The organism is Streptomyces sp. NPDC059003 (assembly GCF_042740445.1).
In the GTDB taxonomy this organism is placed as follows: domain Bacteria; phylum Actinomycetota; class Actinomycetes; order Streptomycetales; family Streptomycetaceae; genus Streptomyces.
In genome coordinates this window covers 16,266-35,196 of record NZ_JBHYJH010000039.1, presented here as the reverse complement: position 1 = coordinate 35,196, position 18,931 = coordinate 16,266, and the positions used below count along the sequence as shown (strand labels likewise).

Below are 18,931 nucleotides of genomic sequence, written 5' to 3'. Positions count from 1 at the left end.
GTGCTCGCCGGGGACCTTCGGCACTGTCGCTGGCAAGCGCTCTGCCGGTTGACCACTCAAAAGGGGTGTCATTCTCCAGATCAAACGGGCATACGCTCGATGACACGCCGCAACGCCCCCTAGGATTCCCTCTATCACCTCACCCGGTCTCATTCGACAGGAACCCCATGAGCGACACTTCCCCCTACGGCTTCGAGCTTGTGCGGCGTGGGTACGACCGCGCTCAGGTGGACGAACGTATCTCCAAGCTCGTCTCCGACCGTGACTCCGCTCTCACTCGAATCACTGCTCTGGAAAAGCGCATCGAGGAGCTCCACCTCGAGACGCAGAACGCCCAGGCCCAGGTCGCCGACGCCGAGCCGTCGTACGCCGGTCTCGGTGCCCGCGTCGAGAAGATCCTCCGCCTCGCCGAGGAGGAGGCGAAGGACCTGCGCGAGGAGGCCAGGCGCGCGGCGGAGCAGCACCGCGAGCTCGCCGAGTCGGCCGCCCAGCAGGTGCGCAACGACGCCGAGTCGTTCGCGGCCGAGCGCAAGGCGAAGGCCGAGGACGAAGGCGTCCGGATCGTCGAGAAGGCCAAGGGCGAGGCGAACGCGCTGCGCGCCGAGGCGCAGAAGGACGCGCAGTCCAAGCGCGAGGAGGCGGACGCCCTCTTCGAGGAGACCCGCGCCAAGGCCGCCCAGGCCGCCGCGGACTTCGAGACCAACCTCGCCAAGCGGCGCGAGCAGTCCGAGCGCGACCTGGCGTCGCGCCAGGCCAAGGCGGAGAAGCGCCTCGCGGAGATCGAGCACCGCGCGGAGCAGCTGCGCCTGGAGGCGGAGAAGCTGCGCACGGACGCCGAGCGCCGCGCCCGCCAGACCGTGGAGACGGCGCAGCGCCAGGCCGAGGACATCGTCGCGGACGCGAACGCCAAGGCGGACCGCATCCGCAGCGAATCGGAGCGCGAGCTCGCTGCCCTCACCAACCGCCGCGACTCGATCAACGCCCAGCTGACGAACGTCCGCGAGATGCTCGCGACGCTCACCGGCGCGGCCGTCGCCGCCGCGGGCACGCCCACGGAGGACGAGCCGATCTCGCGGGGGGTCCCGGCACAGCAGAGCCGCTAGTACGCGGAGCCGACTTCTCGGGGTGAACGAGACGGAGCCCCCTGCCACGCCAAGTGGCAGGGGGCTTTGTCCCGTTTTAGCGTGGCGGCATGATCGAGGTGCCGACATGATCGAGCTCGAGGGGCTGACCAAGCGGTACGGCGAGAAGCTGGCCGTCAACAACCTCACGTTCACCGTGCGCCCCGGCATGGTCACGGGCTTCCTCGGGCCGAACGGCGCGGGCAAGTCCACGACGATGCGGATGATGCTCGGTCTCGACAACCCGACCGCGGGCGACGTGCGCATCGACGGCAAGCACTACGCCCAGCTCAGGGACCCGCTGACGTACATCGGCGCGCTCCTGGACGCCAAGGCCATGCACGGCGGCCGCAGCGCGTTCAACCACCTCCTGTGCCTCGCGCAGTCCAACGGCATCCCGCGCTCCCGGGTCCACGAGGTCCTGGACACCGTGGGCCTCACGGCCGTGGCCAAGAAGAAGGCCAAGGGCTTCTCGCTCGGCATGGGCCAGCGGCTCGGCATCGCGGGCGCGCTGCTCGGCGACCCCGAGATCCTGATGTTCGACGAGCCCGTCAACGGGCTCGACCCCGAGGGCATCCACTGGATCCGGAACCTGATGAAGTCCCTCGCCGCCCAGGGCCGCACGGTCTTCGTCTCCTCGCACCTGATGAGCGAGATGGCACTCACCGCCGACCACCTCGTCGTCATCGGCCAGGGCCGCCTGCTCGCCGACACGTCCATGTCGGAGTTCATCCGGCAGAACTCCCGGTCGTACGTACGCCTCCGCTCGCCGCAGCGGGAGCGGCTCCTCGACGTCCTGCACGAGGCCGGCATCACCGTCGTCGAGGCGGGCAACGGCACCCTCGAAGTGGACGGCGCGGGCTCGGAGCAGCTCGGCGAGCTCGCCGCCCAGCACCAGCTCGTCCTGCATGAACTCAGCCCGCAGCAGGCGTCGTTGGAGGAAGCCTTCATGCAGCTCACCGCCGAGTCGGTGGAGTACCACGCGCACGCCGACCACCAGGGGGCGCCCGCGGCCGACGGCACGCCCCCACGGCCCGGCGGCCCCGGCGGCCCCGGCTGGGGCGAGGGCTGGCAGCCGCGCCGGAAGGGAGAGTGACGCCCCATGGCCGCGACACAGGTGCTTCGCTCCGAGTGGACCAAGATCCGCTCGGTCGCCTCCACGGTCTGGACCCTGGGCCTCGCCGTCGTCGTCACGATCGCCCTCGGCATGCTCATCAGCGCCCTGTCGAAGAACGACTTCGACAAGCTCAGCCGCGAGGACAAGATCACCTTCGATCCGACGTTCATCAGCTTCGCCGGGATGTCCCTCGGCCAGCTCGCGATGATCGTCTTCGGTGTGCTCGTCGTCTCGAACGAGTACAGCACCGGCATGATCCGCACGTCGCTCGCCGCGGTCCCGCAGCGCGCCACCTTCCTGTTCAGCAAGGTCGCGGTCGCCACGCTGCTGGCGTTCGCCGTCGGCCTCGCCACGAGCTTCGTCGCGTTCTTCGCCGGGCAGGCGATGCTCGGCGAGCACAAGGCCCAGATCGGCGACCCCGGCGTGCTGCGCGCGGTGATCGGCGGCGGGCTCTACATGACGCTCATCGCGATGTTCTCCATGGGCGTCGCGGCGATGCTGCGCAGCCCGATGCTCTCCCTCGGCATCCTGATGCCGTTCTTCTTCCTGATCTCCAGCATCCTCGGCAACGTCTCGGCGACGAAGAAGGTCGGCCGCTTCCTCCCCGACCAGGCCGGCAGCAAGATCATGCAGGTGAAGACCCCGTTCGACGACGACACCCCGTACGGCCCGTGGGGCGGCCTCGGCATCATGGTGGCGTGGACGGCGGCGGCGCTCCTGGGCGGCTACCTGCTCCTCAAGAAACGAGACGCGTGACCGGCCCACCCTTTTTACTCTCTCTTGGCCGGAACCGTCAGCTCGTGGTTATCCTCCTAACCCTTACGGGGGCGTGTGCCCCGACGTCCTGAACCATTCGATGGGTGCGGAGAATGATCGAGGCAGTCGGCCTGACGAAGCGCTACGGCGCCAAGACAGCCGTGTACAACCTTTCCTTCCAGGTGCGGCCCGGCACCGTGACCGGCTTCCTCGGCCCCAACGGGTCGGGCAAGTCGACGACGATGCGCATGATCCTCGGGCTCGACGCGCCGACGCAGGGGCAGGTGACGATCGGCGGCTACCCGTACCGCAAGCTGCCGAACGCTCCGCGCCAGGTCGGCGCCCTGCTCGACGCGAAGGCCGTGCACGGCGGGCGGCACGCCCGCAACCACCTGCTGTGCCTCGCGCAGCTCTCCGGCATCCCGGCCCGCCGCGTGGACGAGGTCCTCGGCGTCGTCGGCCTGCAGGACGTCGCGAAGAAGCGCTCCAAGGGCTTCTCGCTCGGCATGGGCCAGCGCCTCGGCATCGCGGCCGCGCTCCTCGGCGACCCGCAGGTGCTGCTCTTCGACGAGCCGGTCAACGGCCTCGACCCCGAGGGCATCCTCTGGGTGCGCAACCTGATGAAGTCCCTCGCGGCCGAGGGCCGCACGGTCTTCGTCTCCTCGCACCTGATGAGCGAGATGGCGCTGACCGCCGAGCACCTGATCGTCATCGGCCGCGGCCAGCTGCTCGCGGACATGAGCGTCACGGACTTCATCTCGCACAACTCCGCCGACTTCGCCCGGGTGCGCACCCCGGACACCGACCCGCAGCAGCGCGAGAAGCTGACCGCCGCGCTCATCGAGTCCGGCGGCCAGGTCCTGCCCGAGCCGGACGGCGCGCTGCGCGTCACCGGCCTGCCGCTGCCCCGCATCAGCGACCTCGCCCACGGCGCGGACGTCCGCCTGTGGGAGCTCTCGCCGCACCAGGCCTCGCTGGAAGAGGCGTACATGCGCATGACGCAGGGCGCCGTCGACTACCGCTCGACGGTCGACCAGCGCGCGGGCCTGCAGCAGCAGCTGCCGCCCGGCGCGATGCCGCAGCCGCCGATGCCGGTGCCCGGCCAGGGCCAGCACGGCTGGTACGCCCCGCCGCCGCCCCAGCAGGGCGGCCAGCCCTTCGCGATGCCGCAGGGCGCGCCCGCCGCGCCGCACGCGCCCGCGGGCGAGCAGCCGAACCCGTACGCCGCCGCGGCCCCGCAGACCCCGGCCGCCGCCCCCGAGATGACCAAGCGCGACAGCGAGGAATCCCGATGACCACGCCTCCGACTCCGCAGCAGCCGCAGGCACAGCCCCAGCAGGCCCCGGCACCGCAGGCCCCGGCGCCCCAGGACGCGGCCCCGGCCCCGGCCCAGGCACCCCCGGCCGCACCGGCCGCCGCCCCGCAGACCGCGCAGGCCCCGCAGCCCCCGGCCCCCCAGCCCCAGCAGGCCCCCGCCCAGGCCGCCACCGCCACGGCCACAGCCACCGCCCCGCAGCCCCAGGACGCGCCCCCGCAGGGCCTCCCGGCCGCGCACGGCGCCCCGGCCCTGCACGGCGCCCCCCTGCCCGGCGCCGCCCCGATGGCCCCCGCGCCGGCCGCGCCCGCGCCGCCGTCCGCCTGGCAGCAGGCGATGAGCGCCGCGTACACGTCCCCGATCCCGATCGCCAAGACCCACATCGGGAACGCCCTCTCCTCGGAGTGGACGAAGATCAAGTCGGTCCGCTCGACCATGTGGACGCTGGGCATCTTCCTCGCCCTGGTCCTCGGCGTCGGCGTGCTCGCCATCGCGAACACCGATGCGCAGGACTACGCCGAGGTGCCGTTCACCATCCCGGCCTTCTTCGGCCTGCTGCTCGGCCAGATCTGCCTGATCACGCTCGGCGTCCTCGTGACCTCGTCCGAGTACGGCACCGGCATGATCCGCACCACCTTCACCGCCTCGCCGCAGCGCCACCGCGTCCTGGCCGCGAAGGCCATCATCTTCTTCGTGGTCGCCTACGTCGCGTCCGCGGGCTCCATCCTCCTGGTGGGCCTGCTCGCGTCGGGCGCGCACAGCGGCCCGGAGGCGGGCGACATCCCGTGGACGGGCACGGTCTTCAAGGGCGGCCTGTACGTCTCGCTCCTCGGCGTCCTCGCGCTCGCCGTCGGCTCCATGCTGCGCCACTCCGCGGGCGCGATCACCGCGATGCTCGGCGTGGTCCTCATCCCGTCGATCCTGCCCGGGTTCCTGAGCATCTGGGAGAGCACCCAAACGCTCGGCGAGAAGATGGAGAAGTACAACGCCATCAGCTCCCTCGCCGAGATCTTCAGCGTCGACAGCGGCAACCCCGGCAGCGGCAACGGCCAGCTCGCGCTGCTCGTCGTCGTCACGGCGGCCGCGCTCGCGGGCGCGTTCGCGCTCCTGGAGAAGCGGGACGTCTGACCCCGCGCGTACGACGTCCTACGCCCCCTGACGGGCGGCCTCGTACGGACACCGCACAGCGCCCCGGCCCTTCCCGGCCGGGGCGCTGTGGCGTTCGGTGGGGCAGGCGCGGGCGGGCGGCCGCCTCAGTGCTTGGGCGCGTTGCGCGAACGGCGCTCCCGCGTGCCGCGCCGGTCCTTCGCCTTCCAGCACCCCGAGTGCCAGTGCCGCCGCTCGTCCACGCCCGAGTACTCGGACCAGGCGACGACGTGGGCGAGCCCGGAGGGGATCTCCTGGTCGCAGCCGGGGCAGCGGTAGGTCTTGCCGGCCGCGCTCGCGCCCGCGACGTGCCGCACGCTCCACTCCTCGCCCTGCCAGTGCTCGGTGCGCTGGAAGCCGCCGTAGCGGCCGGACGGCTCCGCACCCGAAGAGTCGGGACCGGCGTCCGACCAGGATCCTCCGGCGCCCTTGGGGCGGTTACGACGCGGCGACACAGAACACCTCACGAGGGACACGGCACGTACCGGATGGACGCGGGCCTGGTGGACACGGGACGGGGCATGTCCAGCCTACGCACCGTACAGAGGGGTAGACGTCCTTCACCAACCCCCACAGAACCCCCCGGCTCCGCGCAGAAAATCCGCCAATCTGCCCGCGAAGCCGTGCCTTTGGCACGTGTCATGCGTTGTTGCCGGTAGGGGAATGCCTGCGTCGGCGCCAAGGAGGCAGGAAGTTCGATGCGCTTAGGAAGCTTTGTGCTGGCCGCCCAGTTCCCGGGCCAGGGCCATGGGGAGGCGCTGCACCGCGCGGTGCGGTCCGCCGAGGTGGCCGAGGAGGCGGGCCTGGACTCCGTCTGGCTCGCCGAACACCACTTCGTGCCGTACGGCACATGTCCGTCCGCGACCACGCTCGCAGCACTGCTCCTCGGCCGCACCCGGCGCATCCGCGTCGGCACGGCCGTGAGCGTGCTGCCCACCGCCCACCCGGTGGCGCTCGGCGAGCAGGCCGCACTGCTCCACCTCACATCCGGTGGCCGCTTCTCGCTCGGGGTCGGACGCGGCGGCCCCTGGGTGGACCTCGAAGTCTTCGGAAGCGGCATCGAGGCGTACGAGAAGGGGTTCCCGGACGCCCTCGACCTGCTCCTTCGCTGGCTCAGCGGCGAGCCGCGCGTCGCGGGTCCGGGCGGCCGCTTCGCCTTCCGGGACGTCGCGGTCGTGCCGCGCCCGCAGGAGGCACTCCCCACGCAGGGCCCCCGGGAGTCGCCCGCCCCGCAGGGCCCGTCCGCCCCGCCCCACGGCCCGGAGGTGATCGTGGCGTGCACGTCGCCGTCGAGCATCCGCCTCGCCGCCGCCCGCGGCCTGCCGATGCTGCTCGGCATGCACGTCGGCGACGAGGAGAAGGCCGAAATGGTGGCGTTGTGGGCCCGGCACGCGCGCGCGGCCGGGCGCACGCCCGACGAGGTGGCGCGCGCCGCACACGTCTCGGCCGGGGTCGCGCAGATCGCCGACCGCCGCACCGAGGCCGCCGAGACGCTGAAGAAGGCCATGCCCGGCTGGCTGCGGCAGGGCCTGGAGGCGCACGTCACGGTCGACGGCCGGGTCCGCGCCATGCGCGACCCGCTGGCGTACACGGAACTGCTGTGCCGCCTTCACCCCGTGGGCACGCCACAGCTGTGCGCGGACCGCATCGCGGCCACGTCGGAGCGCACGGGCATCACCCGCTTCGCCCTGCTCGTCGAGGGCTCCGGCGACCTGACGACGACGGAGGAGAACGTACGCCGCCTGGGCGCGGAGGTCCTGCCGCAGCTCGCTTAGGAGTCCTGCTCGTACTCAAACAATCCCTGTCCAGAGGGAGTTGACCCGCACCTCGCACCCGAGGGACTGCCGCCCCGGTACTGAACACCTCCCGCTGTACGGGGCGGCAGCAACGGGCCTCAGCAGTCGCGCAATTCGGGTGACTGGTTCAGCAACTGGCCACGTACAGACGTGAATTTGGCCAGTCTGTCGTCCGCCGAGGCGTCCATGGGGAACACCGCCACACGGTGGCAGTTCTGGAACGCCAGACGGACCCCGAAGTGGCGCTGCAAGGCACCCCGAATCGCGTCACTCGCGAGCGCGCGCAGCAGTTGGCCGCGCGCCTGCTCATCCGGCGGCGGCGTCCGGTTGTCGGCGAACTCGCCGCCGTCGACCTTCAGCTGGGCCACCAGGGAGCTGATCATCTCCCACGCGTAAGGCAGGGAGGTCCGGACGCAGTCGACGAAGGCAGCTTCGTCGACCTCGCCTCGCTCGGCCTGTTCCAACAGCGCCGGTGAGACGTCGAGCGACATGGGTTCTCCTCTCGCACCCCCAGGGAGCAGGGGTTTACGGACAGGGAAGGAGCTCGCATACGCAGCGTGCACGTGCGACGACCTCCTGCTTATACGGTAGGCAACGCCTCGGTGCCGCACCAGGAGATTGGGCGCATAACTGGCCAGGTTCGAACGGGTCCATCGCCGGACAAGTGGTGCGGCCCAGGGCGCCTCCGGAGACTCCCCCGGGGCACGGAATTCGCTGGACCACCTCAGGTCGAGTAGCGTTGCCGACCATGCGTCTCGTCATCGCCCGCTGCTCCGTGGACTACGCGGGCCGGCTCACCGCCCATCTCCCGTCGGCCCCCCGCCTGATCCTGGTCAAGGCGGACGGCAGCGTCTCCATTCACGCTGACGACCGGGCCTACAAGCCCCTCAACTGGATGTCCCCGCCGTGCACCCTCAAGGAGGGCACAGGCGACGACGCCGGAGTGTGGACCGTCATCAACAAGGCGGGCGAGAAGCTCATCATCACCATGGAGGAGGTCCTCCACGACTCCACGCACGAACTGGGCGTGGACCCGGGCCTCATCAAGGACGGCGTGGAAGCACACCTTCAGGAGCTGCTCGCCGACCGGATCGAGACACTCGGCGACGGCTATTCGCTCATCCGCCGCGAGTACATGACGGCCATCGGCCCCGTCGACATCCTGTGCCGCGACGCCGACGGCGGCACCGTCGCCGTCGAGATCAAGCGCCGCGGCGAGATCGACGGCGTCGAGCAACTCACGCGCTACCTGGAGCTGTTGAACCGCGACCCGCACCTGGCGCCGGTCAAGGGCGTCTTCGCCGCCCAGGAGATCAAGCCGCAGGCACGCGTCCTGGCCACCGACCGCGGCATCAGCTGCACCGTCCTCGACTACGACGCGCTGCGCGGCATCGAGGACGACAAGCTGCGGCTCTTCTAGCGCAGCCGCCCGAGCACACGCGGGGGCCGGGTCCTGGTGGACCCGGCCCCTTCTGCCGTAGGCGCTTTCCTACGCGTTCCCGTACGTACTTTCGTACGCGCCTGCGTACGCGCTTTCGTGCGCGACGTGCGCGGCCCTCAGACCACCGGCGAGCTCGGCGGGGCGTCCGGCGCCGAGGACGACGCCGAGGTGGTCGTCACCGGGCTCGACGGGGGCGGGCCGCTGGCCGAGTTCGACGTGTTCGGCGACGACGGGGTGGTCGGCGGCGCGGTCGTCGGCGGCTGGGTCGTCGGCGGGCGCGTGGTGGGCGGCCTGGTCGTCGGGGGCCTGGTCGTCGGCGGGCGCGTCGTCGGGGGCCTGGTCGTGGGCGGCCGGCTCGTCGGGTGGTCGCTCGGCTTGTCCGACGGCTTGCCGCTGGGCTTGTCCGAGGGGTCCTTCGTGCCGTGGCCCTTGCCGCCGTCGCCGTCCGAGGGCTTGCCGCTCGCGGGCGGCTCCGGGTCGTCGGACGTGCCGATCACGCCGTCCTTGCCGGGGTCGGCGGGGGGCTGCGCCCCGCTGTCGCCGGGCTTGTCGGCGCCGATACCGCCGCTGCCGTCGTCGTCGGCGCTCGCCGACTGGTCCGTGCGGACCTTGTCGGGCGGTCCGTCGTCGTTGTCTGAGGTCGCGCCGAGCGTCACCACCGTGCCGAGTACGGCGACGAGCAGGGCACCCGCGCCGGCCGCGACGAGGTTGCGGCGCGTGCCGCGCAGGATGGAGCGGCGGGCCGGGGCGGACCCCGACGCCGCAGGGACGATCCGCGGCGTCACCACGGTGTCCGGCTCCTTGGACGGCGTCGGCGGCGTCGGCGGCGTCGGCTGGGTGAGCGCGGCGGGCACCCCGCCGGGCGGCGACGCCGACTCCTCGTACCGGGCGTCGGGGACCTCCTCCCCCGCCGCCGTGCGGCCGCCGTGCAGCACGCCGCCCGAGCGGTCGGCGACCAGGGCGAGCGCCCTGCGGCCCGCGATCATGCCGCGCTTGTCGGCGAGCGCGCCGCGCAGGCCGATGGAGGCCTCGAGTTCGGCGCGGGCCCGGTCGAGCCGGCCGCCGCACAGCGCGAGGATGCCGAGCTCGTGGTGGAAGTACGCCTCCTCGCCGACCTCGCCCGCGGTGCGCGCCGCCTCCTGCCCCGACCGCAGCGCCCGCTCCCAGGCGCCCCAGTGGAGCCCGCCCGCGAAGGCGGGCGCGACCGTCCGGGCGAGCAGCACCGCGGCGGACGGCTCCCCGCCGCCCGGCGTGTCGCTCCCGGTGGCCACGAGGGCGGTGAGCGCCGCGAGGATCGCGTCGGCCTCGGCGGCGACCCGCTCGGGGCCGACCGACGGGTGCCCGGACCACCAGGCGTAGTGCTGGGCCGCGGCCTGCGCGCCCGCGGTGGCGTCGTCCGCGTACCCGGCGGCCTCCAGCTGGGTCGCGACCCCGGCCGCGAGGCGGTAGTGGCCGCCGACGGGGGTGACGAGGGCGCAGTCGACGAGCTCCGCGAGGGCCGCGTCGGCGTGGGTGTCGCCGACGAGGGCGGGCAGGTGGGCGGGGTGCGGCAGCTCGCCGCCGAGCGCGACGGCGAACCGCAGCGCGGCGCGCGCGGACTCGCTCAGGCGGGACGCGAGCAGCGCGGCGGGCGCGGCGCCGTCCGCGAGCGAGGGCAACGGCACGTCGCCCGGGTCGGGGGCGCCGTAGGGCGCCGCGTCCGGCCCGTCGTAGCCGCCGAAGGCGTCGAAGGACGCGGGGTCGGCGCGCAGCTGGTCGCACTGGCGGAGCAGGGCCCCGGCCTGGACGAAGCGCAGCGGCAGGCCCTCGGACTCGAACCAGAGGTCGCCCGCCCAGTCGGCCTCGTCGTCGGTGAGGATCCGGCCGACGGAGCGCTCCAGGAGTTCGAGGCCGCCGCTGCGGCCGAGCCCGCCGAGGAAGACCTCCTCCAGGTGGGACTCGGGCGAGGGCGCGGCGACGTCGGGGGTCGCGGCGACCAGGAAGGCGCACTCGGGCGTCGCGTCGAGGAGCTCTTCCAGGGCGGAGCCGCCGAACTCGAGGTCGTCGAGGATGACGACGGCGCCGACGTCGCCGACGAGGTCGCGCAGATGGGCGCGGTCGGGGCGGTGCAGCGGCGCGTCGTACACGGCGGTGAACAGGTCGTGCAGGAGGTCGTGGGCCGTGCGGTGGTAGCCGGAGAGGCGGACCACGCCGTCGGGGGCGAGGTCCGCGCAGTCCTCGGCGACGGCGTCGAGCAGCGAGGTGCGGCCGGAGCCCGCGGGGCCCGTGAGGCGCACGGAGCGGCCGCGCGCGAGCAGCCGCACGAGCCGCTCGCGCTCCTCCTGGCGTTCGAGCAGCGGCGTGCGGGGCAGCGCGGGGCCCGGGGGCACGGGCGGCAGGGCGGCGCGGCGGCGCTCGGCGCGCTCGGCCTGGGTGTACTTGCGGGGGTGGTCCGGCTGCTCGCCGGGCGGGCAGGGTTCTATCTCGCTGCCGTCGACGGGGTTGACGGTGAGCAGGAAGTCGCCGGACACCAGCTGGACGGTGCGGACGGGCGCGGGCGTGGACGCGGGCTCGCCCAGGGCGGTCGAGCCGGCTCCGCCGCGGCTGGGCAGGCCGGAGTTGTCGGGCACCGCCTCGTGGTCCCGCTCGTGGGTCGGCGCTCGCTCCGGGGCATGCTCCGGCGTGTGCTCCGGCGGCGCCGCGTCCTGCGGCGGGGTGTCCCGCGGCGTGGCGTCGCGCTTGTCGCGGTCGGCGGGGCCGACGGCTTCGGGGCCGTCGCCGTACTCTTCCGGTCCGCGGTTCGTCGGGTCCATGTCCAAGCCCCCCAGATGCGTCGTGTGCGTAGCCCCCATCCGGCCTTGGGCACACCGCGCTGTCGCTTCTGGTCCGGTGCCCCCCGTGCGGGTTCTCAATCGGCAGGCGACCGAACCCTAAACCGTCCTCAGTATCCATGCGGAAGCCGGGGTACCGCCCGGCCCGAGACGTCACAGTCTCGTGAGAATTGCGCGCCAGATGCCGTCCCGCACCGCTTGTCCGCGCACCGCCCCTGAACAGGAGTCACGGCTCGTACGGGAGCCCCCGCCCGCCCGCGCGTCACACGCGGGAAGCGACCGCTCGCACGCGGGATGCGACGCTCACGCGCGAGGAGCGACGCGTCACACGCGCGGCAGCGACTCGACCCCGATGCCGCCCTCGATGGCGAGGATGCGGTGCAGTCGCGTGGCCACGAGGAGGCGCTGCATCTGCGGGGGCACGCCGCGCAGGACGAGCCGGCGTCCGCAGCGCCCGGCGCGCCGGTGCGCGCCCATGATGACGCCGAGTCCCGTGGCGTCCCACGAGTCGAGTTCGGACAGGTCGAGCACCAGGTCGCCGGCGCCGTCGTCGACGGCCGAGTGCAGGACCGTGCGGGCGTCCGCCGCGCTGCGTACGTCGAGGCGTCCCCCGACGACCAGCTGGGCCTGGTCGCCCCTGATGTGCATATGCGCTCCCCGAGAGTGCTGTGCTTGCCGTGTTTGCCGTTGACGTCTGTGCCGTGAGGCATCTGCGTATGTCAACGCAACTGACCACGCCACGGGTACGGAAGTTGCCGTCTGTAAGCGAACCGATACCGAAATCACCCCGAGGGGTGATCCGCGCGGACCCGTAGCAGCTCAGTGCTTGTAGAAGCCCTGCCCGCTCTTGCGGCCGATGTCACCGGCGTCCACCATCCGGCGCATCAGCTCGGGCGCCGCGAACTTCTCGTCCTGCGACTCCGTGTAGATGTTGTCGGTGGCGTGCAGCAGGATGTCGACGCCCGTGAGGTCGGCGGTCGCGAGCGGGCCCATGGCGTGGCCGAAGCCGAGCTTGCAGGCGATGTCGATGTCCTCGGCGGTCGCGACGCCCGACTCGTACAGCTTGGCCGCCTCGACGACGAGCGCCGAGATCAGGCGGGTGGTCACGAAGCCCGCGACGTCGCGGTTGACGACGATGCAGGTCTTGCCGACGGACTCGGCGAACTCCCGGGTGGTGGCGAGGGTTTCGTCGCTGGTCTTGTGGCCGCGCACGAGCTCGCAGAGCTGCATCATCGGCACCGGCGAGAAGAAGTGCGCGCCGACGACCCGCTCCGGGCGCTCCGTCACGGCCGCGATCTTGGTGATCGGGATGGCGGAGGTGTTGGAGGCGAGCACGGCGTCGTCGCGGACGAGCTTGTCGAGCGCCCGGAAGATCTCGTGCTTGACCTCGAGCTTCTCGAAGACGGCCTCGACGACGACGTCGGCGTCGGCGGCCGCGTCCAGGTCGGTGGTCGTGGTGATGCGGCCCAGGGCGGCCTCGGCGTCCGCGGCGTCGAGCTTGCCCTTGCTCACGAACTTCTCGTACGAGGCCTTGATGCCGTCGGTGCCCCGGGTCAGCGCCTCGTCGGTGACGTCGCGCAGGACCACGTCCCAGCCCGCCTGGGCAGAGACCTGGGCGATTCCGGACCCCATGAGACCGGCTCCGATGACGGCGAGCTTCCGTGCCACGTTGCGACTCCCCTTGCCTGGCGAATGACTGAGCTCTTACACGCTGTTTACGTTTCGCTCTGCAGCGGACACTAGCGCCGTTGAGCTGCTATGGGGCGGTGAAGAGACGCACGCCACGTGTCATTTGACGGACATCACATCCAGGCGGGCCGGGGGCGGCCGCCGGCGGGTCATCAGGCGGTGCGCACCGCGTAGTTGAGGACCCGTTCGCTCAGGAGTTCCTCGATCTCGTCGATGAGGTCGAGGGCCTCGCGGGAGACCTCGGCGGCGGGGCGGCGCTCGACCATCTCGGCGCCGATCCAGCCGTGGACCGTGGCGTGCAGCCAGTGGAGCTGACCGGCGACGAGCTCGGGCAGGCGCCCCTCGGCGTCCGGGCCCGCCTCCTCGCGCAGCGTGGCCTCCAGGTCGGCGAGGCTCTCCTGCTGGAAGGCCCAGAGGCGGGAGCGCAGGGCGGGCGAGTCGGTGATGACCTTCATGAAGTCGGCGTAGCCCGCGAAGAGCCCGACGGTGGGCGACACGCCCTCGACGAGCGCGCGCAGCTCGCGCAGGACCGCGGCGGCCGCCGACTCGCCGGTGCGCCGCCCCCGTACCCAGCGCGAGAGCCGGTCGACCATCTCCACGCCCCGGTCGAGGAACAGGTCCTCCTTGGCCGGGAAGTAGTTGTAGACGGTGTTGACGGAGACGTCCGCCTTCTCCGCGACGTCGGCGACGGTCACGGTGACGAAGCCGTGCTCCAGGAAGAGCCCGGTCGCGATGTCCGAGATCCGCTGCTTGGTCTGCCGCTTCTTGCGCTCCCTGAGTCCCTCAGCCATGTCCCCATCCTAGGGGTCGCCCAAAACTTGGTGCCTCATAAAACTTAGCACCACAGAAAACTTGGTGGCATTGCAAAATTTCATCGACTCTGTTTTTGTGGTCGCCATGGCAATCATCAGTACGGCCGGGCTCGCCCGGACCTTCGACACCAAGAGCGGCCCGGTGGAGGCAGTCCGCGGCATCGACCTGACCGTCGAGCCCGGCGAGATCCTCGGCTTCCTCGGGCCGAACGGCGCGGGCAAGACCACCACCCTGCGGATGCTCACCACGCTCCTGCCGCCCACCGGCGGCACGGCCACGGTCGCGGGCCACGACCTGCTCCGGGACCCCGCGGGCGTCCGCAGGAAGATCGGGTACGTCGCCCAGTCCGGCGGCGTCGACCCGCAGGAGACCGTGCGCGACGAGCTCGTCCTCCAGGGGCGGCTCTACGGCCTGCCGAAGGACGAGGCCACCGCCCGCGCCGCGGAGCTCGCGGACGACCTCGGCCTCACCGGCCTGCTCGACCGCAGGACCCCCGCGCTCTCCGGCGGCCAGCGCCGCCGCCTCGACCTCGCGCTCGGGCTCACCCACCGCCCCTCGCTGCTCTTCCTCGACGAGCCGACGACGGGACTCGACCCCGGCAGCCGGGCCGACCTGTGGGAGCTGGTGCGGCAGCTGCGCGACGAGCACGGCACGACCGTCTTCCTGACCACGCACTACCTCGACGAGGCCGACGCGCTCGCGGACCGGATCGTCGTCGTCGACCGGGGCGTGGTCGTCGCCGACGGCACTCCGGCCGCGCTCAAGGAGCAGTACGCCGGGTCCCCCGACGCCACGCTCCAGGACGCCTTCCTCGCCATCACCGGTCGCGGCCCCGCCCCCGTCGACCACACCCCCGTAGCCGTCTGACCCCGTCAAGCCGTCTGACCCCGTCAGAGACGTCTGACCCCACCAGGAGACCCGGACACCGCCATGCTGTTCCACGACACCGCGCTGCTGTTCAGGCGCTACGCCCGCCAGACGCTGCGCTCCAAGTTCCAGATCCTGTTCGGCGCCCTGATGCCGCTGCTGTATCTGCTCTTCTTCGGGCCGCTGCTCACGGACCTGCCGCTGGGCCGGCGCGGCGACTCCTGGCAGGTCCTCGTCCCCGGGCTACTGCTCCAACTCGGCCTGTTCGGCGCGTCGTTCAGCGGGTTCGCCCTCATCCTCGAGAAGAACTGGGGGGTGGTGGAGCGGCTGCGCGTGACGCCGGTCAGCCGGCTCGCGCTGCTCCTCGGGCGGCTCCTGCGCGACGCGGCGCTCTTCGTCTTCCAGGCCGTGCTCCTCGTGCTCGCCGCCCTGGTGATGGGCCTGCGCGCGCCGCTCGCCGGGATCCTGATCGGCTTCGCGTTCGTCGCGCTGCTCACCTTCGCGCTCGCCTCCCTGTCGTACGCGCTCGCACTGAAGGTCCCGACCCCGCAGGAGTTCGGCCCGACGGTCAACGCGCTCGCCATGCCGTCCATGCTCCTGTCCGGACTGATGCTGCCGATGGCGCTCGCCCCCGGCTGGCTCGACGTGCTCTCGCACTTCATGCCGTTCCGCTATCTCGTGGACGCGATCCGCGACGCGTACGTCGGCGAGTACGCGACCTCCGGAATGCTGTACGGCACGCTGGTCGCCGTGGGCTTCGCGGCGCTCGCCGTGACGGTCGGCACACGGGTGTACCGCACGGCCGGGGCCTAGCCCGGCGGCGCCGTGATTACGCTGGCCGCATGGTCAATCTGACGCGCATCTACACCCGGACCGGCGACCAGGGCACCACCGCACTCGGCGACATGAGCAGGACCGCCAAGACCGACCTGCGGATCGCCGCGTACGCCGACGCCAACGAGGCCAACGCCGCCATCGGCACGGCCATCGCCATCGGCGGCCTCGACCAGGAGGTCGTACAGGTCCTCACCCGGGTCCAGAACGACCTCTTCGACGTGGGCGCGGACCTGTCCACGCCCGTCGTGGAGAACCCCGAGTACCCGCCGCTGCGGGTCGAGCAGTTCTACGTCGACAAGCTGGAGGCGGACTGCGACCGGTTCAACGAGCGCCTGGAGAAGCTGCGCAGCTTCATCCTGCCGGGCGGTACGCCGGGCGCGGCGCTGCTGCACCAGGCGTGCACGGTGGTGCGGCGGGCGGAGCGCTCCACGTGGGCCGCGCTCGACGTCCACGGCACGACCATGAACCCGCTCACGGCGACGTACCTCAACCGCCTCTCCGACCTCCTGTTCATCCTGGCCCGTACGGCCAACAAGGAGGTCGGAGACGTGCTGTGGGTGCCGGGCGGGGAGCGCTAGCGGCGGCCCGTACCGGCGGCCCCGTCAGAGCTTGGTGAGGGGGCGGTCGGCGTCCCGGTCCTCCGGGGCCGGGGCCGGGGTCCGCTTCGGGAAGAGCGCGTAGCTCAGCGCGATCAGACCGTGGATGCCCGCCACCCGCCAGGAGGTGTACATCCAGGACTCCAGGGAGCCGGTCCGGCTCGGGTCGTCGACGTACCACATGGCGAGCAGGAGCAGGCCCGTGGCGACGGCCGCGGCCACGAGGGAGCCGAGCCAGACCTTGGCCTCGTGCAGGGCCCGCGGCCGGCCGTAGCGCGGCGGGCGCGGCACCGGCGTGCCGTGGAAGCGATGGGCCGCCAGGCCGTCGAGCCACTTCACGGTGCGGTGGCCGTGGCCGACGGTGTAGCCGATGTAGAGCGCGGCGAGACCGTGCTTCCAGCTCGGGTCCGCGCCGTTCTTGAGGTCGAGCGCGGTGACGACGAGCAGCACGACTTCGAGCAGCGGTTCGCACAGCAGGAGCGCGACGCCGAGGCGCGGCATCTTCAGCAGATAGCGCGTGGCGAGGCCCGCCGCGAGCAGCACCCAGAAGCCGACTTCACAGATGATGATCAAGGTGACGATCACGGCTCGGTCCTCCCGGTCGCCCTGGTCTTCGTGGTCACCTCTCCAGGCTCGCCCCCGGGCCCGTGCACATCGTCGTCACCAGTGACGAAGTGCGGCTGCATCCTTCGATGTACTCGGGGCGCTCCGGGCTTCACCCGGCATAGGGAGGCCGGGGCGGCGTACGCCGTGTTGGATGGACCCATGCCCCTGCCGCCGCTGAGCCGCCCCGACGTCGTCGACGTGCGCATCGCCGTGGCCAGCCTCCTCAGCGGGGTCGCGCTGTGGGCGCTCGGCCTGCACATGCAGCAGGACCGGCTCCTCGGCGAGCCCTGGTCGCTGCTGCCGCTGGTCGTCATGGCGGGCCTCGAACTCCTTCGCCGGACCGCTCCGCAGTTCGCCCTGACCGCCGGCACCCTCACGCTCACCGCCGACCAGTTCACGCAGGGGAACCTGGCGACGGTCGTGATGTTCACCGACATCGTGTACGCGGCGGTGGTGTACGGCACGCCGGCGGCGGCGCGGCGCATCCCGGTCACCACGGGCCTGATCACGGTGGCGGTCACCGTCGGCTTCCTGGCCTGGTTCCGCGAGCCGGAGGCGATCCTCATCGGGGCCCTGACCGCCCTGGTGTCGTTCGCGCCCGCGACCACCGGCGTCCTCGTACGCAACCACCGCGAGGCCGCCGACGCGGCCCGTCTGCGCGCCGAGCAGACCGCCCTGCTCGCCGAGATGGACCGCGTCCAGGCCGTCACCGCCGAGCGCGCCCGGATGGCCCGCGAACTGCACGACATGGTCGCCAACCACCTCTCGGCGATCGCCATCCACTCCACCGCGGCGCTCTCCCTCGACGACCCGAAGACCACGAACGACGCGCTGACCGTCATCCGCGAGAACAGCGTCGAGGGGCTCGCCGAGATGCGGCGCCTCATCGGGATACTGCGCGACTCGAGCGGCGACTCCCGGCACACGGAGCCGACGGCCGCCCCCACCCTCGACGGCCTCGGCGCGCTCGTCGGCAACGCCCGCACCAACGGCCTCGACGTCGCCCTCGACGACGGCCGCACCCCGGCGGACGACCCGCTCCCGGCGCCGGTGGAGCTGGCCGCGTACCGCATCGTGCAGGAGTCCCTGACGAACGCGCTCAAGCACGCGCCGCCCGGCCTCGTCACCGTCGCCCTGGCCCAGGAGCCGGGCGCCCTGCACGTGCGCGTCACCAGCCCCTACGGCGACACCCTCGGCCCGCGCGCGCCCGGCTCCGGGGCCGGGCTCGTCGGGATGCGGGAGCGGGCCGCGCTGCTCGGCGGCACGTTCGAGGCGGGCCCCGCCGCGCACCCGGACGCGCCCGACGGCCCCGGGAGCAAGGTCTGGCGCGTGCACGCCCGGCTGCCCATCGACCCCGCAGACAAAGGAGCCACCGAATGATCCGCGTGCTCGTCGCCGAGGACCAGTCCGCCGTGCGGGCGGGGCTCGTCCTGATCCTGCGCAGCGCGCCCGACATCGAGGTCGTCGGCGAGGCCGCGGACGGCGAGCAGGCGGTGGCGCTCGCCCGCGAGCTGCGGCCCGACCTGGTCCTCATGGACGTACAGATGCCGCGCCTCGACGGCGTGTCGGCGACCCGCCAGGTCGTGGCGGAACGCCTAGCGGACGTGCTCGTCCTGACGACGTTCGACCTCGACGAGTACGTCTTCGGGGCGCTGCGGGCGGGCGCGTCCGGCTTCCTGCTCAAGAACACGGAGGCGAAGGCGCTCCTCGACGCGGTGCGTACGGTCGCGCGCGGCGAGGGCCTGATCGCGCCCGCCGTCACCCGCCGTCTGATCGCCGAGTTCGCGGCCCCGTCGCCGGGCGCGCGGGGCACGGCGGACCCGGCGGTCCTCGACGCCCTCACCCGGCGCGAGCGCGAGGTCCTGTCCTGCATCGGCGAGGGTCTCTCCAACGCGGAGATCGCGCGGCGGTTGAGCATGGCCGAGGCGACCGTGAAGACCCATGTGAGCCGGCTCCTTGCCAAGCTGGAGCTCCGAAGCCGCGTTCAGGCGGCGGTACTTGCCCAGGAGCTGGGGGTCTAG

19 protein-coding genes are annotated in these 18,931 nt (G+C 72.4%); 12 read left to right on the top strand and 7 right to left on the bottom strand.

Annotation, left to right across the window (positions count from 1 at the left end; all coding sequences use genetic code 11):
* Window positions 1–167 precede the first annotated feature (167 nt).
* The 5 genes from ACFWZ5_RS16800 (at window position 168) to ACFWZ5_RS16780 (ending at window position 5,437) form a co-directional block, all read left to right on the top strand.
* On the top strand, window positions 168–1,103 hold the full coding sequence (locus ACFWZ5_RS16800) for a cellulose-binding protein (protein WP_384890798.1): 936 nt from the start codon (window positions 168–170) through the stop codon (window positions 1,101–1,103).
* A 106-nt stretch (window positions 1,104–1,209) separates the two neighbouring features.
* Complete coding sequence (locus tag ACFWZ5_RS16795; RefSeq protein ID WP_384805178.1) at window positions 1,210–2,217, top strand: ABC transporter ATP-binding protein; 1,008 nt, start codon at window positions 1,210–1,212, stop codon at window positions 2,215–2,217.
* Between the two features lie 6 nt (window positions 2,218–2,223).
* Window positions 2,224–2,994 (top strand): ABC transporter permease, encoded by a 771-nt coding sequence (locus ACFWZ5_RS16790; protein ID WP_384805176.1) that lies wholly within the window; start codon window positions 2,224–2,226, stop codon window positions 2,992–2,994.
* A gap of 113 nt (window positions 2,995–3,107) precedes the next feature.
* Window positions 3,108–4,289, top strand: coding sequence for an ABC transporter ATP-binding protein (locus ACFWZ5_RS16785; protein ID WP_384805174.1), 1,182 nt, complete (start codon window positions 3,108–3,110; stop codon window positions 4,287–4,289).
* 305 nt (window positions 4,290–4,594) lie between these two features.
* Window positions 4,595–5,437 carry an ABC transporter permease gene (locus ACFWZ5_RS16780; RefSeq protein WP_384805180.1) on the top strand — a complete coding sequence of 281 codons (843 nt, stop codon included), beginning with the start codon at window positions 4,595–4,597 and terminating at the stop codon, window positions 5,435–5,437.
* A gap of 125 nt (window positions 5,438–5,562) precedes the next feature.
* Here ACFWZ5_RS16780 and ACFWZ5_RS16775 read toward each other — a convergent pair whose 3' ends face one another.
* Entirely contained in the window at window positions 5,563–5,910 is a 348-nt protein-coding gene (locus ACFWZ5_RS16775) for an ATP/GTP-binding protein (RefSeq protein WP_384805172.1), read from the bottom strand.
* A 243-nt stretch (window positions 5,911–6,153) separates the two neighbouring features.
* Here ACFWZ5_RS16775 and ACFWZ5_RS16770 point away from each other — a divergent pair, with 243 nt between their 5' ends.
* Window positions 6,154–7,230, top strand: coding sequence for an LLM class flavin-dependent oxidoreductase (locus tag ACFWZ5_RS16770; RefSeq protein WP_384805170.1), 1,077 nt, complete (start codon window positions 6,154–6,156; stop codon window positions 7,228–7,230).
* Window positions 7,231–7,349: 119 nt separating this feature from the next.
* Here the strand turns inward: ACFWZ5_RS16770 and ACFWZ5_RS16765 are convergent, their stop codons facing one another.
* Complete coding sequence (locus ACFWZ5_RS16765) at window positions 7,350–7,742, bottom strand: SCO5389 family protein (RefSeq protein ID WP_384805168.1); 393 nt, start codon at window positions 7,740–7,742, stop codon at window positions 7,350–7,352.
* Between the two features lie 257 nt (window positions 7,743–7,999).
* Here ACFWZ5_RS16765 and nucS point away from each other — a divergent pair, with 257 nt between their 5' ends.
* Window positions 8,000–8,671 (top strand): endonuclease NucS, encoded by a 672-nt coding sequence (gene nucS / locus ACFWZ5_RS16760; RefSeq protein WP_384805166.1) that lies wholly within the window; start codon window positions 8,000–8,002, stop codon window positions 8,669–8,671.
* Window positions 8,672–8,808: 137 nt separating this feature from the next.
* Here the strand turns inward: nucS and ACFWZ5_RS16755 are convergent, their stop codons facing one another.
* The 4 genes from ACFWZ5_RS16755 to ACFWZ5_RS16740 all read right to left on the bottom strand — a co-directional run bounded on the left by ACFWZ5_RS16755 (window position 8,809) and on the right by ACFWZ5_RS16740 (window position 13,982).
* Entirely contained in the window at window positions 8,809–11,484 is a 2,676-nt protein-coding gene (locus ACFWZ5_RS16755) for an ATP-binding protein (protein WP_384797062.1), read from the bottom strand.
* 342 nt (window positions 11,485–11,826) lie between these two features.
* The gene (locus ACFWZ5_RS16750; RefSeq protein WP_030361223.1) at window positions 11,827–12,150 is read right to left on the bottom strand and encodes an STAS domain-containing protein; all 324 of its coding nucleotides are present in this window, start codon (window positions 12,148–12,150) and stop codon (window positions 11,827–11,829) included.
* Window positions 12,151–12,321: 171 nt separating this feature from the next.
* Window positions 12,322–13,170 (bottom strand): 3-hydroxyacyl-CoA dehydrogenase family protein, encoded by an 849-nt coding sequence (locus ACFWZ5_RS16745; protein WP_384797064.1) that lies wholly within the window; start codon window positions 13,168–13,170, stop codon window positions 12,322–12,324.
* Between the two features lie 173 nt (window positions 13,171–13,343).
* Window positions 13,344–13,982: a TetR/AcrR family transcriptional regulator gene (locus ACFWZ5_RS16740; protein ID WP_384797066.1), complete on the bottom strand. Its 639-nt coding sequence runs from the start codon at window positions 13,980–13,982 to the stop codon at window positions 13,344–13,346.
* A gap of 106 nt (window positions 13,983–14,088) precedes the next feature.
* Here ACFWZ5_RS16740 and ACFWZ5_RS16735 point away from each other — a divergent pair, with 106 nt between their 5' ends.
* The 3 genes from ACFWZ5_RS16735 (at window position 14,089) to ACFWZ5_RS16725 (ending at window position 16,286) form a co-directional block, all read left to right on the top strand.
* Window positions 14,089–14,871, top strand: a complete 783-nt coding sequence (locus tag ACFWZ5_RS16735) for an ABC transporter ATP-binding protein (RefSeq protein WP_384797069.1) — start codon at window positions 14,089–14,091, stop codon at window positions 14,869–14,871.
* Between the two features lie 63 nt (window positions 14,872–14,934).
* The gene (locus ACFWZ5_RS16730) at window positions 14,935–15,684 is read left to right on the top strand and encodes an ABC transporter permease (protein WP_384797073.1); all 750 of its coding nucleotides are present in this window, start codon (window positions 14,935–14,937) and stop codon (window positions 15,682–15,684) included.
* Window positions 15,685–15,713: 29 nt separating this feature from the next.
* Window positions 15,714–16,286, top strand: a complete 573-nt coding sequence (locus ACFWZ5_RS16725; RefSeq protein ID WP_384797076.1) for a cob(I)yrinic acid a,c-diamide adenosyltransferase — start codon at window positions 15,714–15,716, stop codon at window positions 16,284–16,286.
* A 24-nt stretch (window positions 16,287–16,310) separates the two neighbouring features.
* Here the strand turns inward: ACFWZ5_RS16725 and ACFWZ5_RS16720 are convergent, their stop codons facing one another.
* The gene (locus ACFWZ5_RS16720) at window positions 16,311–16,889 is read right to left on the bottom strand and encodes a hypothetical protein (protein ID WP_384797079.1); all 579 of its coding nucleotides are present in this window, start codon (window positions 16,887–16,889) and stop codon (window positions 16,311–16,313) included.
* Window positions 16,890–17,069: 180 nt separating this feature from the next.
* Here ACFWZ5_RS16720 and ACFWZ5_RS16715 point away from each other — a divergent pair, with 180 nt between their 5' ends.
* Window positions 17,070–18,290 (top strand): sensor histidine kinase, encoded by a 1,221-nt coding sequence (locus ACFWZ5_RS16715; protein WP_384797082.1) that lies wholly within the window; start codon window positions 17,070–17,072, stop codon window positions 18,288–18,290.
* Window positions 18,287–18,931: a response regulator gene (locus ACFWZ5_RS16710; protein WP_384797085.1), complete on the top strand. Its 645-nt coding sequence runs from the start codon at window positions 18,287–18,289 to the stop codon at window positions 18,929–18,931. The genes ACFWZ5_RS16715 and ACFWZ5_RS16710 overlap by 4 nt, the downstream gene beginning before the upstream one ends.

Coding starts and splice junctions, on each gene's coding strand:
- ACFWZ5_RS16710 (WP_384797085.1), top strand. CDS start 18,287: ATGATCCGCGTGCTCGTCGCCGAGGACCAGTCCGCCGTGCGGGCGGGG.
- ACFWZ5_RS16765 (WP_384805168.1), bottom strand. CDS start 7,742: ATGTCGCTCGACGTCTCACCGGCGCTGTTGGAACAGGCCGAGCGAGGC.
- ACFWZ5_RS16770 (WP_384805170.1), top strand. CDS start 6,154: ATGCGCTTAGGAAGCTTTGTGCTGGCCGCCCAGTTCCCGGGCCAGGGC.
- ACFWZ5_RS16785 (WP_384805174.1), top strand. CDS start 3,108: ATGATCGAGGCAGTCGGCCTGACGAAGCGCTACGGCGCCAAGACAGCC.
- ACFWZ5_RS16730 (WP_384797073.1), top strand. CDS start 14,935: ATGCTGTTCCACGACACCGCGCTGCTGTTCAGGCGCTACGCCCGCCAG.
- ACFWZ5_RS16790 (WP_384805176.1), top strand. CDS start 2,224: ATGGCCGCGACACAGGTGCTTCGCTCCGAGTGGACCAAGATCCGCTCG.
- nucS (WP_384805166.1), top strand. CDS start 8,000: ATGCGTCTCGTCATCGCCCGCTGCTCCGTGGACTACGCGGGCCGGCTC.
- ACFWZ5_RS16750 (WP_030361223.1), bottom strand. CDS start 12,150: ATGCACATCAGGGGCGACCAGGCCCAGCTGGTCGTCGGGGGACGCCTC.
- ACFWZ5_RS16725 (WP_384797076.1), top strand. CDS start 15,714: ATGGTCAATCTGACGCGCATCTACACCCGGACCGGCGACCAGGGCACC.
- ACFWZ5_RS16740 (WP_384797066.1), bottom strand. CDS start 13,982: ATGGCTGAGGGACTCAGGGAGCGCAAGAAGCGGCAGACCAAGCAGCGG.
- ACFWZ5_RS16800 (WP_384890798.1), top strand. CDS start 168: ATGAGCGACACTTCCCCCTACGGCTTCGAGCTTGTGCGGCGTGGGTAC.
- ACFWZ5_RS16780 (WP_384805180.1), top strand. CDS start 4,595: ATGGCCCCCGCGCCGGCCGCGCCCGCGCCGCCGTCCGCCTGGCAGCAG.
- ACFWZ5_RS16795 (WP_384805178.1), top strand. CDS start 1,210: ATGATCGAGCTCGAGGGGCTGACCAAGCGGTACGGCGAGAAGCTGGCC.
- ACFWZ5_RS16715 (WP_384797082.1), top strand. CDS start 17,070: ATGCCCCTGCCGCCGCTGAGCCGCCCCGACGTCGTCGACGTGCGCATC.
- ACFWZ5_RS16755 (WP_384797062.1), bottom strand. CDS start 11,484: ATGGACCCGACGAACCGCGGACCGGAAGAGTACGGCGACGGCCCCGAA.
- ACFWZ5_RS16735 (WP_384797069.1), top strand. CDS start 14,089: ATGGCAATCATCAGTACGGCCGGGCTCGCCCGGACCTTCGACACCAAG.